15 protein-coding genes are annotated in these 16827 nt (G+C 74.2%); 7 read left to right on the top strand and 8 right to left on the bottom strand.

Annotation, left to right across the window (positions count from 1 at the left end; all coding sequences use genetic code 11):
• Positions 1 to 35: 35 nt before the first annotated feature.
• Together AB0G59_RS16210 and AB0G59_RS16205 are read left to right on the top strand one after the other, a co-directional pair.
• Entirely contained in the window at positions 36 to 989 is a 954-nt protein-coding gene (locus tag AB0G59_RS16210; protein ID WP_360911989.1) for an alpha/beta hydrolase, read from the top strand.
• 167 nt (positions 990 to 1156) lie between these two features.
• The gene (locus tag AB0G59_RS16205; RefSeq protein WP_360911987.1) at positions 1157 to 2581 is read left to right on the top strand and encodes an FAD-dependent monooxygenase; all 1425 of its coding nucleotides are present in this window, start codon (positions 1157 to 1159) and stop codon (positions 2579 to 2581) included.
• On the opposite strand, the gene AB0G59_RS16200 is transcribed toward AB0G59_RS16205, so the two are convergent.
• From AB0G59_RS16200 to AB0G59_RS16190, 3 genes are all read right to left on the bottom strand, one after another.
• Positions 2578 to 4191, bottom strand: coding sequence for a transporter (locus tag AB0G59_RS16200; RefSeq protein WP_360911985.1), 1614 nt, complete (start codon positions 4189 to 4191; stop codon positions 2578 to 2580). The genes AB0G59_RS16205 and AB0G59_RS16200 overlap by 4 nt on opposite strands.
• Positions 4188 to 4955, bottom strand: a complete 768-nt coding sequence (locus AB0G59_RS16195) for an ABC transporter ATP-binding protein (protein WP_079273718.1) — start codon at positions 4953 to 4955, stop codon at positions 4188 to 4190. The genes AB0G59_RS16200 and AB0G59_RS16195 overlap by 4 nt, the downstream gene beginning before the upstream one ends.
• 148 nt (positions 4956 to 5103) lie before the next feature.
• Positions 5104 to 5772 carry a bifunctional DNA primase/polymerase gene (locus tag AB0G59_RS16190; RefSeq protein WP_071962584.1) on the bottom strand — a complete coding sequence of 223 codons (669 nt, stop codon included), beginning with the start codon at positions 5770 to 5772 and terminating at the stop codon, positions 5104 to 5106.
• Between the two features lie 316 nt (positions 5773 to 6088).
• Here AB0G59_RS16190 and AB0G59_RS16185 point away from each other — a divergent pair, with 316 nt between their 5' ends.
• Entirely contained in the window at positions 6089 to 7477 is a 1389-nt protein-coding gene (locus AB0G59_RS16185) for a transcriptional regulator (protein WP_071962585.1), read from the top strand.
• A 174-nt stretch (positions 7478 to 7651) separates the two neighbouring features.
• A complete protein-coding gene (locus AB0G59_RS16180; protein ID WP_360911983.1) occupies positions 7652 to 9457 on the top strand; it encodes a hypothetical protein in 1806 nt (601 codons plus the stop codon).
• A gap of 15 nt (positions 9458 to 9472) precedes the next feature.
• On the opposite strand, the gene AB0G59_RS16175 is transcribed toward AB0G59_RS16180, so the two are convergent.
• Positions 9473 to 10759, bottom strand: a complete 1287-nt coding sequence (locus AB0G59_RS16175) for an ABC transporter substrate-binding protein (RefSeq protein WP_360911981.1) — start codon at positions 10757 to 10759, stop codon at positions 9473 to 9475.
• A 180-nt stretch (positions 10760 to 10939) separates the two neighbouring features.
• On the opposite strand from AB0G59_RS16175, the gene AB0G59_RS16170 reads away from it, so the two are divergent.
• Positions 10940 to 11383, top strand: coding sequence for a hypothetical protein (locus AB0G59_RS16170; protein WP_360912207.1), 444 nt, complete (start codon positions 10940 to 10942; stop codon positions 11381 to 11383).
• Between the two features lie 59 nt (positions 11384 to 11442).
• Complete coding sequence (purU, locus tag AB0G59_RS16165; RefSeq protein WP_360911979.1) at positions 11443 to 12306, top strand: formyltetrahydrofolate deformylase; 864 nt, start codon at positions 11443 to 11445, stop codon at positions 12304 to 12306.
• Positions 12307 to 12404: 98 nt separating this feature from the next.
• Here the strand turns inward: purU and AB0G59_RS16160 are convergent, their stop codons facing one another.
• Positions 12405 to 13622, bottom strand: coding sequence for a maleylpyruvate isomerase family mycothiol-dependent enzyme (locus AB0G59_RS16160; protein ID WP_360911977.1), 1218 nt, complete (start codon positions 13620 to 13622; stop codon positions 12405 to 12407).
• Complete coding sequence (locus AB0G59_RS16155; RefSeq protein ID WP_071962590.1) at positions 13619 to 14185, bottom strand: sigma-70 family RNA polymerase sigma factor; 567 nt, start codon at positions 14183 to 14185, stop codon at positions 13619 to 13621. Before AB0G59_RS16155 ends, AB0G59_RS16160 begins: the two co-directional genes overlap by 4 nt.
• Before the next feature lie 412 nt (positions 14186 to 14597).
• Here AB0G59_RS16155 and AB0G59_RS16150 point away from each other — a divergent pair, with 412 nt between their 5' ends.
• Positions 14598 to 14975 carry an STAS domain-containing protein gene (locus tag AB0G59_RS16150; RefSeq protein ID WP_177337688.1) on the top strand — a complete coding sequence of 126 codons (378 nt, stop codon included), beginning with the start codon at positions 14598 to 14600 and terminating at the stop codon, positions 14973 to 14975.
• Positions 14976 to 15000: 25 nt separating this feature from the next.
• Here the strand turns inward: AB0G59_RS16150 and AB0G59_RS16145 are convergent, their stop codons facing one another.
• Positions 15001 to 16137, bottom strand: coding sequence for a histidine kinase (locus tag AB0G59_RS16145; protein WP_360911975.1), 1137 nt, complete (start codon positions 16135 to 16137; stop codon positions 15001 to 15003).
• Positions 16134 to 16799 (bottom strand): response regulator transcription factor, encoded by a 666-nt coding sequence (locus AB0G59_RS16140; protein ID WP_360911973.1) that lies wholly within the window; start codon positions 16797 to 16799, stop codon positions 16134 to 16136. The genes AB0G59_RS16145 and AB0G59_RS16140 overlap by 4 nt, the downstream gene beginning before the upstream one ends.
• Positions 16800 to 16827: the final 28 nt, after the last annotated feature.

Here is a 16827-nt window from a genome sequence, read left to right as displayed (position 1 = left end):
AGCTGCTCGGGGGAGACGAGGGGGTGCCAGGGCTCATGGTGCGGCGTATCGAAGTGACCGGAAGCGGCGGAGTACGGCTTGCCGCCTGGGAGTTCGCCGAATCGCCGAAGGCGGCCGGCGGCCGGTACGGCGGCGCGGTCGGCGGCCGCGCGGCGGTCCGGGGTACGGGCTGCGGTGCCGGTCACGGCCGGGCCCGCGGTGGGGGCGGCGGACAGGCTTCCGGCGGCGGGGTGCTGCTCCTGCACGGCCTGCTGGGCCGCGCCGCGCACTGGGCGGAGACCGCCCGCTGGCTCTCCGCCCGCTATCGCACGGTCGCCCTCGACCAGCGCGGCCACGGCCGCAGCGGAAAGCCCGTCAGCGGCCCCTACGCCCGCGAGGCCTATGTCGCCGACGCCGAGGCCGCCGTCGAACAGCTCGGCCTGGCCCCCGTCACCCTCATCGGTCACGCCATGGGCGCCCTCACCGCCTGGCAGCTCGCCGCCCGCCGGCCCGACCTCGTCCGGGCCCTGGTCATCTGCGACATGCGCGCCTCCGCCCTCGGCGCGGCCACGCAGCGCGAGTGGAGCGAGTGGCTGGGCTCCTGGCCGGTGCCGTTCGCGACGCTCGCGGACGTCCGCAAGTGGTTCGGTGAGGACGACCCGACGCTGGAGCGCCCCGCGCCGGCCCGCGGCGACTTCTACGCCGAGGTGATGTCCGAGCGCGCCGACGGCTGGCGCCCGCTGTTCTTCCGCCGCCAGATGCTCCAGGCCCGCGAGGGCTACGCCCACGACGCGCACTGGGAGGAGCTGGCGCAGGTGGAGTGCCCGGCGCTGGTCGTGCGGGGCCTGGACGGCGCGCTGGGCCGGGCCGAGGCGCAGGAGATGGTCCGCGTCCTGCCCCGCGGCCGCTACGCCGAGATCCCGGACGCCGGCCACCTCGCGCACTACGACCAGCCGGACGGCTGGCGGCGGGTCGCCGAGCCCTTCCTGGAGGCGGCCGTGCCGGCCTGAGAGAGGGCTGCGGGCGGGGGTGCGGACGGCCGGGGAGGCCCGTCGGCCGATTTAATTCAACGACCGTTGACATAACCGGGGCGCCGGGTGTGCACTGGCAGGGAGAGCGCAGTCCACGCAAGGCCGGCAGGGCACCGCCACGCCGCAGCCAACCACCCGGAGCTGTCATGTCCCCTCACCCCGAATTCACCGCGGACGTCCTGGTCGTCGGAGCCGGCCCCACCGGCCTGCTGCTGGCCGGTGACCTCGCCGCGGTCGGCGTGCGCGTCGTCGTGCTGGAGAAGCGGACCGAGGAGTCCAACCTCACCCGCGCCTTCGCCGTCCACGCCCGCACCCTGGAGGCCCTCGACGCCCGGGGGCTCGCCGAGCAGCTGATCGCGACCGGCAACTTCATCGGCCGCCTGCGGCTCTTCGGCCGCACCACCATCGACCTGAGCGACCTCGACACCCGCTTCCCGGGCGTGCTGATGACCCCGCAGTACCACACCGAGCGGCTGCTGGAGGAGCGCGCCCTCAAGCACGGCGCCGAGATCCGGCGCGGCGCCCGGGTCACCGGGCTGAGCCAGGACGCCGCCGGCGTCGACGTGCACGTACAGCCCGCCGGGGAGGACGGCGCCCCCGCGGCCCCCACCACCGTGCGGGCCCGCTACGTCGTCGGTACGGACGGGGTGCGCAGCGCCGTCCGCGAGGCGATCGGCATGCCGTTCCCCGGACGGTCCGTCCTGCGGTCGGTCATGCTCGCCGACGTCCGCCTCGACAGCAGGCCCGGCCAGCTGCCGGCCTTCAACGGCGTCGCCGAGGGCTTCGCCTTCATCGCCGACTTCGGCGACGGCTGGTACCGCGTCATCGCCTGGGAGCGGGGCAGCGACCTGCCCACGGGCGCCCCCGTCGACTTCGACTCCCTACGGGCCGTCACCCGCGCCGCCTTCGGCACGGACTTCGGGATGCGCGAACCCCGCTGGACCTCGCGCTTCCACAGCGACGAACGCCAGGTGCCCCGCTACCGCGACGGCCGCGTCTTCCTCGCCGGCGACGCCGCGCACGTCCACTCGCCCGCCGGCGGCCTCGGCATGAACGCCGGCATCCAGGACGCCGCGAACCTCGGCTGGAAGCTCGCCGCCGTCCTGCAGGGGCGGGGCGACGACCGGCTCCTCGACAGCTACCACGACGAGCGCCACCCCGTCGGCACGGCAGTGCTGCGGGTCAGCGGGACCATCGTGCGCGCCGTCCTGGCCACCTCGCCCCTCACCCGGAGCCTGCGCAACGCGGCCGCCGGAGCCGCCTTCCTCGCCCCCTTCGCCCTGCGCCGGGGCGCCCTGTTCATCTCGGGCATCGGCATCCACTACCCCGCCCCGCCCGGCGCCCACCCCCTCGTCGGCCACCGCGCCCCCGACCTGCCGCTGGCCGAGACCGACGACGGCCCGATCCGGCTGTACGAGGCCCTGCGCGCCGGCACCTACGTACGCGTCCTGCCGCGCGGCGCCGAGGTGAAGCACGAAGCCGGCGTCACCACGGTCACCCGCGCCGACGCCGGCACCGCCACCGTGCTCGTACGGCCCGACGGATATGTGGAAAGGGTCTCGGGGCCCTAGCCCTTGCTCACCGCCGTCAGGATCTCCGGCAGCCGGCCGGCCGCCCGCGGGGCCGCAAAGCGCAGCCCCGCCCAGGCGATCAGCAGCCCATAGGCGGCACCGGCCGGCACCAGCACCCACAGCAGCCCCGGCGAGCCCGCCGAGTGCAGCCATATCGCCAACCCCACCAGGGGTGCGCACAGGACCGCGCTCGCCAGCCCCCCGAGCACCAGGCTCAGCCAGGCGATGCCGGCCTGACCGGGCGCGACGCTCTTGAACGCCCCCTCCTGGGGGATGGAGTACGGGTACTTCACGGAGACCAGGCCGCTCGTCGCGAACAGCGCACCCACCAGGGCCAGGCACAGCCCCCACACCATGGGCATGTCCCGCCAGTTGTGCGAGAGCGCGGCCGAACCGAGCACCACCAGCGTCACATAGGGAACGGCGATCACCGACAGGGCCAGCGCGCGGGCGCGCATCTCGGCATAGGCGTCCCGCGGCGAGGAGATCGTCTGCAGCACCATCCAGAACGCCGAACCGTCCTGCCCGAACTGGTTGTACATCTGCATGCCGAGCATCGTGGCCGCGAAGAAGGCGTAGTAGATGCTGCCGTTGTGCTGCGCGGCGTTGACGACGGGCAGCACGATGCCGATCAGGAGCGCGGACGCCCACGCCATCCGGGTCTTCGGGTCGCGGCCTATGTAGCGCAGGGAGCGGAGCATGACCGCGCCCGTCCGGCCGGCGGGCAGCAGCCGGGCCAGGCCGGAGCCCTGCGCCGCCCCGCGGCCGTCGGCCCGCTTCGGCTCGGTGGCCGCCACGGTGGAGGCGTCCGCCGTGACCATCACCTTCGTCAGGGTCCGCTGCCACCACCACAGCACGGCCGCGAGCGCGGCGACGCTCAGGGCCAGTTCGCCCGCCGCCAGGCCGTAGGAGCCCTCGCCGACCGCCCGGACGGCGTCCAGCGCCGAACCCGGCGGCACCCAGCGCAGGACGTCCGCCGCCGGCTCCAGCCGAGCGAGGCCGCCGATGGCGTTCAGCTTGCTCATGCCGAGGTTGACGAACTGCAGTCCGACGGCGATGAGCAGACCGCTCAGCAGGGCCATCTCGCGGCCCTTGCGGCTGGTCAGCAGCCGGACGTTCGCGGTTGCGACGGCCCGCACCAGCGCCAGGCAGAGCAGCAGCGCGAGGACCGAGGCGAACACCCCGACGACCGCCGCCGCGAGGCCATGGGCCGTCGCGATCACCGAACCGATGAAGATGATCAGGGTGAAGGCCGGGCCTATGCCGATCAGCGACGCCGTCAGCAGGGCCACCACCAGCGACCTGGGCCGCAGCGGCAGCATCGCCAGCTTCGTCGGGTCCAGGGTCTCGTCCCCGCCGGGGAAGAACAGCGGTACGACCGCCCAGCCGAAGGCCATCAGCGCCGCCAGCGGCACCGTCAGCGCGGCGGCGTGCTCATTGCCGCGCAGCGCGATCAGACCGAGGAGCTGGAGCGCCGCGAAGAGCGCGGTGAGGACGAGCGAGGTGATGTAGACGGCCTTGCGTCCGGAGGACTGGCGCAGGCCGTTGCGCAGGAGGGACAGCTTCAGCCGGGCGAAGGTGACGGGGAGGGAGGAGGTCGTGGCGCTCATCGGGCCCCGCCGCCCAGCCAGTCCAGGCTCTCGCCGGCCGTCGCCGTGCGGCCGCCGACCAGTTCGAGGAAGGCGTCCTGCAGGGTGGGCGCCGCGCCCCGTACGTCCGCGAGCGGGCCGTGGGCCCGGATGCGGCCGCCGGCGAGCACCGCGACCCAGGAGCACAGCGACTCCACCAGCTCCATGACGTGGCTGGAGAAGACGACCGTGGCGCCCGAGGAGGTGTAGTGCCCCAGGACCTTGCGGATCGTCTGGGCGGAGACCGGGTCGACGCCCTCGAACGGCTCGTCGAGGAAGAGGACTTCGGGGTTGTGGAGCAGCGCGGCGGCCAGGCCGATCTTCTTGCGCATGCCGGTGGAGTAGTCGATGACCAGCTTGTTCTGCGAACCCGCGAGGTCGAGGACGTCCAGGAGCTGGGTGGCGCGCTTGTCGACCTCGTCGCCGGGCAGGCCGCGCAGTCGCCCGGTGTAGGCGAGGAGTTCACGCCCGGACAGGCGCTCGAACATCCGCAGGCCCTCGGGCAGCACTCCGATGCGCGTCTTGACGGCGGCCGGGTCCTGCCAGACGTCGTGCCCGCCGATCTCGACGCGGCCGGCGTCGGGTCGCAGGAGTCCGGTGACCATGGACAGGGTGGTGGTCTTGCCGGCGCCGTTCGGCCCGACGAGGCCTATGAACTGTCCGGCCGGGATTTCCAGATCGATGCCGGCGACCGCCGCCTGCTCACCGAACCGCTTCCACAGCCCCTCGATGCGGACTGCGGGCATGGTGTGCTGTGTCACTGCGCTCTTCCTCTTCCCCGTGACGTGGTGCTCGAGGGGGATGCGGAAGAACGACCGCGCGAACGACTCCGCCCCCTCGACACCACCGTAGGGGGGATGTGAGGGGGCGGGCAGTGAGGTTTGTCAGGAGTTCTCAGCGGCCGCGGGACAGCGCCGCCTCCCGCCCGCAGGCGTAGGCCAGGGCGCTGACCAGTTCCTCCGCGTCCGGCAGCCAGCGGTTGGCGGCCGTGGGCTGGCGGGCCCACTGGACGGGGCCGCGGTTGCCGATGCGGGTGGGGGGCGCGATGACGTAGTCGCCCTCCCCGCGGGCGACGAGGTCGAGGGTGGAGGGCGACCAGCCCAGCTTGCGGGCGTGGTCGGCGACCTTCAGCGCACCGCCCGGCAGGACGAAGAACTGCATCCGGCGGAACGGCGTGCACGTGATCGGCCCCAGCTGGATCTCCATGCGCTCCATGCGGGCCAGCGCCAGGAAGCCGGCGGACTCCGAGACGTCGAGGGCGTCGAAGGTGCGACCGGTCGGCAGCAGGATCGAGGCGCGCGGCTGCTTGGTCCACATGCGCCGCGCCGTGGACGCGCTCCCCGTGGCCTGGGTGGCCCAGTCGGGCCGGGCCGGGTGGGCGCCCGGCGCGGGGCAGTCGAGATCGCCGCACGAGCAGCGCTCCCGCCCGTCCACGGCCTCAAGCCAGGTGCCGGCGAATACGTCCCAATGCCGATCCTCCGCGTACCTCGCCGCGGCGTCGAGCACGCGCTCGCCGCGTTGTTGGGGGATATGCGGGGCTCCTACTCCGATGGTCTCTTCCACGTTCAACTCAACTCCCCTTGTCACCAGGGGTTACGGCTCTGGCGCAGGCTTGTGGCAACTGCCGGTCACAGCACGCGGGGCGCACGGATGCATGTACGGGGGCGCAGGCGAGGGTTCGCCGCCGCGAAGGGGTAGCCACCTGGGCGCGGCAGGCCGACCCAGGTCATTGCCGCGATTGATGCCAATACCGGCAAGTCCTGCATTCTCCGGATATCCAGGGGGCAAAGATCACGGGAGAAGGCGTTCACAGCTGTATCGGCACATCCGCGGTGCGCGGAGCTCATCGCGAACGCATAGCAGTCTCAGGGGGTAAAGCATGGCCGCACGGCCACTCGTGGCGCGGCAGCCGAACGAACGGCTGCAAGCGCTGATTCAGGAAGCAGGCTGTTCCAACGCCGGGCTGGCGCGCAGGGTCAACATGTGCGGCGCCGAGCACGGTCTCGACCTGCGGTACGACAAGACGTCCGTGGCCCGCTGGCTGCGCGGCCAGCAGCCCCGGGGCCGGGCCCCGGCCGTCATCGCCGAGGCCCTCGGCCGCAAGCTGGGCCGTTCGGTCACGATCGACGAGATCGGCATGGCCAACGGCAAGAACCTCGCCTCGGGCGTCGGTCTGCAGTTCTCCCCGACGGTCCTCGGCGCCATCGAGCAGGTCTGCGAGCTGTGGCGCAGCGACGTCGGCCGCCGGGACTTCCTCAGCGGTACGTCGGTGGCGTCCTCGGCGCTCGTCGAGCCCAGCCGCGACTGGCTGATCACCGCCGCCGACGCCCAGGTCGCGCGGAGCGCGGGCGCGCGCGTGGGGCCGTCCGACGTCGAGGCCGTGCGCGCCACGACCGAGGCGCTGGTCGAGCTCGACCACCGGTACGGCAGCGGCCATGTGCGGCCGGTCGTCGTCCACTACCTCAACAGCGTCGTCTCCGGGCTGCTGGCCGGCTCGTACCGGGAGGCGGTCGGGCGCGAGCTGTTCGCGGCGGTCGCCCGGCTGACCGAGCTGGCGGGCTACATGGCCGTCGACACCGGGCAGCCCGGCCTCGCCCAGCGCTACTACATCCAGGCCCTGCGGCTGGCGCAGGCCGCCGGGGACCGTGGCTACGGCGGCTACGTCCTGGCCGCCAGCATGAGCCACCTCGCCGCGTCCCTGGGCAACCCCAGGGAGATCGCCCAGCTCGCCAAGGCCGCGCAGGAGGGGGCACGGGGGCATGTGACGCCCCGGGCGGAGGCGATGTTCTACGCCGCCGAGGCGCGCGGTCACGCGCTGCTGGGCGACGCGCGGTCCTGCCAGACGGTCGCGTCCCGGGCGATCTCCCGGCTCGAGGCCGCCGAGAACGGGCCGGACTCCGGTGACGACCCGCCGTGGATCCGCCACTTCGACCGGGCGTACCTCTCGGACGAACTGGCGCACTGCCACCGCGACCTCGGCCAGGCCGAGCCCGCACGCCGGCACGCGGAGGACGCGCTGACCACGCATCCGACGGGTCGGGTGCGCCGCCGCGCCATCGACCTGCTGCTGCTGGCCACGGCCCACGTCCAGCAGCGCGAGGTGGAGGAGGCCTGCGTCACGGGCACCCGGGCCCTGGAACTCCTGGGCACCCTGCGCTCGAACCGGGGTGCGGAGTACCTGGACGACTTCCGGCAGCGCCTGGAGCCGTACCGGGAGGAGCCGGTGGTGCGGGAATTCGGCGCCCGCCTGGAGCTGCAGGCGGCGTGACGGAGCGGTTCCGGGGCCCGGACCGGCGGCGGCGTGCCGCCGGTCCGGCGCCGGGCGGGCAGGGGACGAAGGGTACGGACGGGGCGAAGCAGCCGCGCATGGCCGACCGCCGGGGCGACCCGGTAGCGTGAGCCGCCGGTTACGTAAGTCCCGTTACAGCCTGAGGAGTCCCCGGTGACGCAGAGCGGACAAGGAAACGAGCCGCAGCCTCCTGCGGCGCCGCCCGCGCCGCCCGTACGGCCCGCGTCCGACGCGAGCGGGTCCTGGGGGCCGGGCGCCCATCGCGCGCCCCTCCCGCCGGAGAACCCGCCGGGCGACTCCGACGCCACCCAGTACCTCCCGCCGCTGCCCGCCGCCCCCATGCCGGGCGCCCCGCTGCCGCCCCCGCCGTACGCCGCGCCCTCCGGATTCGACGCGTCCACGCAGTACTTGCCGCCGGTGAGCGGGGACGGTCCCCTGCCCGGCAGGGACGCGACCGGAATGCGGGAGATACGCGAGATACATGAGATACGGGAGATACGGGAGATACGGGAGATAAGTGAGGTAAGCGACCAGCCCGGCCCGTACGGGCGTGGCGGCCCAGAATCCGCTGCAGAGGCCACGCAGTTGCTGCCCTCGCAGAGCGTCCCGCCCCTCCCGGGTGACGCCGAGGCGACGGCGTTCCTGCCGCCCCTCGCCGCTCCCGGTGGCCCGGCCCGTACGCCCGACGCCGACGCCACCGCGCTGATCCCGCCGGTCACCGGTGGGGCCGGCGCCCCGCCCGCGTACCTTCCGCCCGCCGCGCCCGCCCGCCCGGGTGACGCCGAGGCGACGGCGTTCCTGCCGCCCCTCGCCGGTCCTGGTGCCGCTCCCGGTGGCCCGGCCCGTACGCCCGACGCCGACGCCACCGCGCTGATGCCCCCGGTCGCCGGGGGCGCGGGCGCTCCGCCCTCGTACCTTCCGTCGGCCGCGCCCGCCGCGCCCGCCGCACCGGCCCGTCCGGCCGACGGCGGGGCCGCCGCGTTCCCGCCGCCCGCCACCGGTGGGCAGGCCGCCGGGCCCGCGACGCCCTTCTCGGTGATGGCGCCCGCCGGGGACCGGCCGCCGCCCGCCGAGTTCGACACGCTCTTCCGGGCCGCCGCGCCCACGCAGCACCTGCCGCCCGTACCGGCGGTCGACCCCGTCGGCCCGCCCACCGGGGCCCGGCGGCGTGCCAAGCCGCCGCAGGCCGGCCCGGTGCCGCCCCCGCCCGTCGCCTCCTCCGGGGCGCACGGCTTCAACGGGGGCACGGGACAGCCGCCGGTCGCGGGCGGTGGGGCGCAGGGCCCGCGCGGGCGCAAGAAGTCGCCCGCCGTGCTGATCGCGGCCGTCGTCGCGGGCTGTGCCGTCGCCGGGCTCGGCGCCGGTGCGCTGCTCAGCGGCGGGGGAGACGAGAAGAGCGACCCGCAGAAGGCGGCCGTGGCGAGCCCGGCCCCCTCCGCCGAGCCCAAGGGCGAGGCCACCCCCAGCGCGGCCCCCTCCTCGGCCCCGCCGAAGTCGGCCGACCCGGCGGAGGCGCAGGCCAAGGCGCTGGACGCGCTGCTGAAGGACAGCAACAACAGCCGGGACTCCGTCATCAAGGCGGTGGACTCCACCCGCCAGTGCAAGGACCTCGGCAAGTCCGCCTCCGACCTCACCGCCGCCGCGGGCCAGCGCAACTCCCTGGTGACCCGCCTCGGGCAGACGCCGACGGACAAGCTGCCCAACAGCTCCGAGCTGACCGCGCAGCTGACGAAGGCCTGGCAGTCGTCGGCGTCGGCGGACAGCCACTACGCGGCGTGGGCGCGCCAGGTGGACTCCAAGAAGGGCTGCGTGAAGGGGCACGCCCGCCCGTCGTCCGACAGCGTCGCCGGCGACCGCGCCAGCAACGAGGCGACGGCCGCCAAGAAGAAGGCGGCCGAGCTGTGGAACCCGATCGCGAAGAAGTACGGGCTGACGCAGCACGAGTGGACGCAGCTGTAGGGCGGCGCCCTAGCCCTAGCCCTTGCTCTGCTCCTCCAGGGTCCTGGCCACGTTGATGAAGCCGCCCTTCGCGGCGACGAGCCGGCCGTCCCGTACGACCTGATACGTCACATTGGCGTTGACGACGCGGGGGTAGTTGCGGACGGCCAGCAGGTCCTGGTGCTGCCACCGCAGGGGCGGCGTCAGGCCGCCGGTGTCGACGCGGTGCCCGCCGTCGAGGGCCTGCCGGACGGAGGCGGGAGTGATGTCGTCCGCGTCGAGGGACAGCAGCACCGACCGCAGCACGGTGTAGGCGAGCCAGGTGGTCTGGACGCCGGGGTCGGCGGGATCGACGCGGTTGTCCCCGAAGGCGTGCTGCGCGATGACCTTGCGCATCGGTTCCCACCGGGCGTCGTCCGCCGCCGGGTACCAGCCGGTGGCGTACGCGCCCTCCAGCGGGCTGCCCGCGCCGCCCGTGCGGTCGACGAGCGACTGCTGGACGCTGCCGAGCACGGCCGCGATCCGCACCCGGGTGCCCGCGCCGTCCCCGCGCAGGCGCCGGAAGGAGTCGAAGAAGGTGCTCGTGCGCTCCCCGAGGGCGGCCGTCACACAGGCGCCGTCGTCCTTGCCGGCGCTCTCCAGGGCGGCGGTGCCGTGCCGCGTGTAGTCGGTCGCGTCCTCGGGCGCCCGGACGTCGGCGGCGGAGGGCCGGCCGCCCGCGGCGAGGCCCGCGTCGAGCAGCGCGGGCAGCTGATCGCCGGCGATGGTGTCCGGCCGCACGAGCGCCACCCGCTTGCACACGCCGGCCAGCTGGCGGCCGTTCCCGGCGAGGAGGGTGGCCTGGCCGCCGTTGACGGGGTACGACAGGGGGCTGCTGAACTCCTCGTTGGTGATGCCGTAGCCGCCGATGAACGGTGTTCCCGACGCCTCGAGCGGCGACAGCATCGAGCGGCCGTGCTGGCTGTAGGAGCCGACGACCGCGACAGCCCCCTCCCGTACCGCGCGCTGGGCGCAGTCCGCGGCCGTCACCGTGTCGTTGCGCTCGTTGCAGGTGAGGACCTTCAGCTCGCGGCCGTGGATGCCGCCGCCCGCGTTGACCCAGCGGGCGAAGGCGGTGGCCATGGCCGGCATGCCGGCCATGTTGGTGGCCCGGGTTCCCTCGGGGGCCCAGGTCATCACCGTGATGGGTCCCCGGGAGTCCCCCCGGGCCCCCGGTAACCCGTCACAGCCGGCGAAGGCCGCCGCTCCGATCGCTGTCGCGCACACCGCGGCCAGGGCGGTGGGCAGGAGCGGGCGGGAGGTCAGGCGGAGCCGTCCGGTCATGGCCCGCAGCCTGCCGCCCGGCAGGGAACAGCCGAGTGATCATGGCGCAACGGCCGGTGACGCGGGGGTGAACAGCGGCCCGTCCCGGGCCGGGCGACGGGGCGGCGGGAGGGGAACGTACGATCGATCCCTGTGCAGGGTTCAGAGAAGTCTTCCCGTCGCGGCCGCCGCTCGACCACCATGGACGGCATGCCGCTCAATGACATGCCGTGGTGGCGCTGGCGTACGAACGTACGCTCCGCGCTGCACATGCTCTCGGACCCGGTCTTCCAGCAGGAGTGCTGGCTGACGGGGCGCGAGGGGTACGGAGACGTGACCGACGCCGTCTACCGCCTGGTCGAGGACACCTGGCTGGACAACTGGTCGGCCGAGAAGTACGTCGGCACGGTCTTCAGGGACTCCGGTGAGGCCGCGCTCGTCGACGTCGCGGTCCTGCGCGTGCTGCGGATCATGCACCAGGTCGGTGCGGACGCCCCGGTCTCGGCCTACCTCGAGCACCACGGCTGGCCGGAGGCGGTCCGGGCCGCGCGCGAGGCGCACGTGCACCTGGCGGCGGGCGACGGGGACGACCCGGACGCGCCGCCGCGCTCCCTGGCCGTGCTGGAGCTGGCCACCAGGGTCTGAGGCGAGCGCGGAGCAGGGCCGGTCCGGAGGGGGCCGCGGATATGCGACGCTATTGGGCTATGACCACCGAACAGCCTCAGCAGTACGTCCTCACCCTCTCCTGCCCGGACAAGCAGGGCATCGTGCACGCGGTGTCCAGCTATCTCTTCATGACCGGCTGCAACATCGAGGACAGCCAGCAGTTCGGTGACCGCGACACGGGTCTGTTCTTCATGCGCGTGCACTTCAGCGCCGAGGCGCCGGTGACGGTGGACAAGCTGCGGGCCAGCTTCGCGGCGATCGGCGACTCCTTCCACATGGACTGGCAGATCCACCGGTCCGACGAGAAGATGCGCATCGTCCTGATGGTGTCCAAGTTCGGGCACTGCCTCAACGACCTGCTCTTCCGCTCCCGCATCGGCGCCCTCCCGGTGGAGATCGCGGCGGTCGTCTCCAACCACACGGACTTCGCCGAGCTCGTCGGCTCCTACGGCGTGCCCTTCCACCACATCCCGGTGACGAAGGAGAACAAGCCGGAGGCCGAGGCGCGGCTGCTGGAGCTCGTCCAGGCCGAGAACGTCGAGCTGGTCGTGCTCGCCCGCTACATGCAGGTCCTCTCCGACGACCTGTGCAAGGCGCTCTCCGGGCGGATCATCAACATCCACCACTCCTTCCTGCCGAGCTTCAAGGGCGCGAAGCCGTACCACCAGGCGCACGCGCGCGGTGTGAAGCTGATCGGTGCCACCGCGCACTATGTGACGGCCGACCTCGACGAGGGCCCGATCATCGAGCAGGAGGTCGAGCGCGTCGGTCACGACGTCACGCCCGAGCAGCTCGTGGCCGTGGGCCGCGACGTGGAGTGCCAGGCGCTGGCGCGGGCCGTGAAGTGGCACAGCGAGCACCGCGTGCTGCTCAACGGCTCCCGCACGGTCGTCTTCGCCTAGCGGCCCGCTCCCGCCCGCGAGCCCGGCCCCGGCGGCGCCCGCCGCCTCAGGGGGCCGGGCCTTCGCCCTGCCCGGGCACGCGGCGGCTCAGGGGTGCCTCACAGCCGTGACAGCGACGCCGTCGCGTACAGCACGTCCCGCACGGCTTCCGCGTCGCCGAGCGACCCGGCGGCCGCCTCCTCCGGGGAGACGTGACCCGCGGCCAGCCGGCAGAACTCCACGCCATCCAGCGCCACATGCGCCACCTCGCCCTCCGGGGTGCCGAGCGCGCCGGGGGAGTCCAGGGCGATGTACCAGTGGCCGCCGCCCCTGCCCTCGATCTCCAGGTGCAGCGCGCGGCCGGGCGTGCCCGCCGCGACCAGGGTGCGGGCCGGCGGTGCCAGGCCCGCGCGGCGGCGCCCGGCGATGGAGGCCGGCAGCATCCGGGCGGCCAGGTCGATCATGCGGTTCAGGTGCGGCGAGGACGGCGGCTCGTACGGATAGTCGACCGCGTCGGCGATGTCCTCCGCGTGCACCCAGCACTCGAAGGCCCGGTCCAGGAAGGCGTCGCGCAGCGGCAGGCTGAACGGCCCGTACGGCACGGTCAGGTCGGCCACGTCGCCGTCGGCGAACGAGGCGGTCCTTATCAGCGAGCGCCCCTGGTCGCGCCAGGCGGCCCGCACCTGCCTGGGGGCCCGGTCGGCGACCCCGGATGCCCAGCATGCCTCCGTGCGCTCGTCCGGCGAGCCGGGGCCGACCGGGTCGGGGAGGCCGAGGGTGCCCGCCACCAGGCCGTCCACGGCCGTGAGGTGGCCGATGACGCCGGCCACGGTCGCGTCCCGCCCGGCGGCGCGCCGCCCGTCGAACCAGGTGAGCCGGACCGGGGTGCGCCAGTCCGCCTCCCCGATGTCGCGCAGCAGCGCGTCCAGCCGGGCGGCCTCCGCCTCGTAGGGCGCGGCCCAGTCGGGGACGGGGATGCGGGCGGGCCGGCGGGTCAGCGCCCCGGCCAGGACGCGCGAGCGCAGCGTGGGGTCGAGGTCGAGGCTGTCCTCGGGGTGCAGCAGCGCGACCGCGTCGCGCAGCCGGACGGCCTCGTCCGCGCAGCCGGCGCAGTCGGTCAGGTGCTCCTCGACGGCGGCGGTCTCCTCGGCCGAGCAGGCGGCCAGCGCCCACGCGCCGAGCAGCGACTTGAGCACGGGGTGGGACCACGTACGGGGCGGGGCCGCGGCACCGGGGGCGGGCGGCCGTGCGGGCTCCCCGGCGCCCGCCCGCTGCCGCGGCACGTGCGTCGGCGGGCCCGCGGCGCGGTCCGTGCCGGGCCTGGGTTCCGTGCTCATCGCAGCGCCGCCCCGCCGCCGGGAGGCGAGACGGCCCGGGGCCCCTCATGGGCCGTGGACAGCAGCTGTAAGCCCAGGCGCAGCCGTCGCCGGGCCTCGTCCTCGGTGACCCCCAGCCGGGCGGCCGCCTGGCGGTAGTCGAGCCGCCGGAAGTAGGCGAGGTCCAGGGCGGCGCGCAGGGGTGCGGGCATGGAGGTGACGATGTAGTCCGCGCGGGCGGCGGCGCTCGCCGCGCGCACCTTCGCGTCGATCTCGGCCGCGGGCCGCTCCCCGTCGTCCTCCGTGCGCCGCAGCCGGCTGACGGCGTGGCGGTGCGCGAGGGAGGCGATCCACGAGCGCAGGGAGCCGTCCTTGGGGTCGTAGGCCTCGGGGTGCTCCCAGACGTAGCCGAAGACGTCGCGCGTGACGCGGTCGGCGCCCCGCTCGTCGCCGAGGACCCGGTGGGCGAGGCCGTGGACGAGGGAGGCGAAGCGGTCGTAGAGCTCGCCGAGGGCGGCGGCCTCGCCGTGCGCGAGCCGCTGCTGCATCTTGCGGTCCCACCGGGGTGGTGCGTCGTTCGTCATCCCGCTGCCCCCTCCGTACCGTACTGCTGTACGCCCTGGTGCCGAATGTATCGGCCCGGTACGACAGCGCACGAGCGTTTGACCCCAAACCCGGAAAGGGTGACTTCCGGTTGTACTGCGCATGGTATGGGGACCGTGACTGTGGGTTGATGCCCCGTCAAAGGTAGCGACCGGTCCCGACCGTACCTGCCCGAATGTGCCGATGTGTTATGCGGGTGTGACCGGATCTATGGGGATTAGGGGCTCGGGCTGGGCATAGGCTCAACAGCGGTCGGCTTATGCCAGGCGGTGATTCACACGGTGATTCATACGGTGTTTCACATGGCGTCCCACGGGGGAAGCGCCAGGCAGCCATACCGCGGAAGGGTCCATTCCAAAGGAAACGACAGACCGAGTGAAGGGGCTCGAGCGCGTGACGTTGAAGGTGTTGGAGCGCGAGCAGGGGGACTGGGCCGTGCTCCAGGTCTGCGGCGAACTTGATCTGGTGACCTCCCCATCGGTCCGGCAGCATGTGCACGACGCTGTGGCGGACGGGCGGCGGAGTCTGGTGCTCGACCTCGGGGAAGTGCGGTTCTGCGACTCCAGCGGGGTGGGGGTGCTGATCGCCGCCCGCCGGCTGATGCGCTCCTGTCAGGGCAGACTGAGGCTGATCCTCCCCGCCCAGGGCGCCGTGGAGGACTCGCACGTCAACAGGGTGCTGGCGGCGCTGGGGGTCCGCCGGCTGTTCGAGGTCTACCCGGACCTGGACAGCGCGACCGCGGAGCCGACCACGAACCCGCTCTCGGCCTGAAGCCCGGCCGGGTCCCGGGCCGCCGCTAGCGCTCCTCGCGGGGGAAGCGGGCCCGTACGACGAACCCGCCCTCCCCGGTGGCCGTCGCCTCCAGCGTCCCACCGAGGCTCTGCGCCCGCTCGCGCAGCCCGACCAGACCGTGGCCCCCGCCGGGCAGTTCCGGCGCCGGCACGGCCGCGTCCGCCGGACCGTTGCGGATCTCCACCAGCAGCCCCGAGCGCTCGTCCTCGGCGACCCGCACCACCACCTTCGACCCCGGCGCGTGCTTGCGGACGTTGGTCAGCGCCTCCTGCACCGTGCGGAACGCGGCCCGCTCGACGGCCTCCGAGCGCTCGGCCCGGGGGTCGGAGCCGTCCTCGAAGGTGACGTCCAGGGCGCTCAGGTCGATCAGCCGGGGCAGGTCCGACAGCCGCGGCTGGGGGGTGAGTTCCTCGGTGTCGGCACCGGCCGCCCGCAGGATGCCGACCATGTGCCGCAGCTCGTCCAGGGTCCGCACGGACAGCTCGCGGATCGTACGGGCCCCGTCGCGCGCCTGGACGTCGTCGGTGCTGATCTGCACGGCGCCCGCCTGCAGGCTGATGAGGCTGACCTGGTGGGCGACGACGTCGTGCATCTCGCGGGCGAGCCGGGCGCGTTCGGTGGCCAGGACGCGGTCGGCCAGCAGCCGGTCCTCGCGGGCCCGGGTGCGGGTCAGCTCGTCGAGGCGGGCGGCGAGCTCGCGGCGGGTGCGGGTCAGCAGGCCCAGCGCGATGGGCGTGGCCGCCACGACGAAGGCGTCGACCAGATTGACGGCCGTCTCGCGCCGGTCGGCGAGCATCAGGTCCGAGGCGGGGTACGGCACGAACTGCGCGGCGGCCATCAGCAGCCCGGTGACGGCGAGCAGCCAGCGGGCCGGGCGCCGGGCGGCCACCGTGTACAGGGCGATCATGGGCGCGAGCCAGATGTAGGTCAGATACATGCCCGGCAGGGTGAGCAGAAAGACCGTCGCGGGCAGCCGCTGCCGCCACAGCAGCACCACCGCCGCCAGCAGGGACCACCCGAGGTCGGCGCCGAGGTGGGCGCCGTTGATCAGCAGGGCGTCCCCGGCGGCGAGCAGCGCGGGCCCGGCGATCGGTGTCCAGGTGGGCAGCCAGGGGGGCAGGGAGGCACGCCACAGGCTCATCGGCCGGCGCCTTCCCGGCCCGAGGCCACCAGGCCCGCCCGGTCGGCGACGATCGCGGCCTGGACCCGGTTGACGCCGCCCAGCTTGCCCAGGACGGCGCGCACATGGTCCTTGACGGTGCTGGGCGCCAGCCCCATCCGCTCGGCGATCTGCGGGTTGGCCAGGCCCGCGCCCAGGTGGGCCAGCACCTCGCGCTCGCGCGGGGTGAGCGTCCGTACGGCCGCGGCGGCCGTCGACTCGGCCTCGGCGGCGAGGTAGCCGCCGATCACGGCGCGGGTCACGCCCGGGTCGAGGACGGAGCCGCCGCCGGCGAGGGTGCGCACGGAGCGCACCAGCTGGTCGGGGTCGGTGTCCTTGAGGAGGAACCCCGCGGCCCCGGCGCGCAGGGCCGCGGCCAGGTACTCGTCGGCGTCGAAGGTGGTGAGCATGGCGACGGCGGGCGGCCGCGGGTGGGCGCGCAGGGCGCGCAGCACGGTCAGGCCGTCGACGTCCGGCATCCGGATGTCCAGGAGCACGACGTCGGGGGCGTGCCGCAGCACGGTGGCCACGGCCTCGCCACCCCCGCAGTCGGCGACCACGTCGATGTCCGGGGCCGTGCCCAGGATCATGCGCAGCCCGGACCGGACGAGCTGTTCGTCGTCCACCACCGCAACACGGATCACCGCCCGCTACCTCTTCTTCCCTTGTCCA

The sequence above is a fragment of the Streptomyces sp. NPDC021096 genome (assembly GCF_040641275.1).
Lineage (GTDB): Bacteria > Actinomycetota > Actinomycetes > Streptomycetales > Streptomycetaceae > Streptomyces.
The sequence above is the reverse complement of the archived record's forward strand: the minus strand, read 5'-3'. Positions and strand labels throughout refer to the sequence as shown.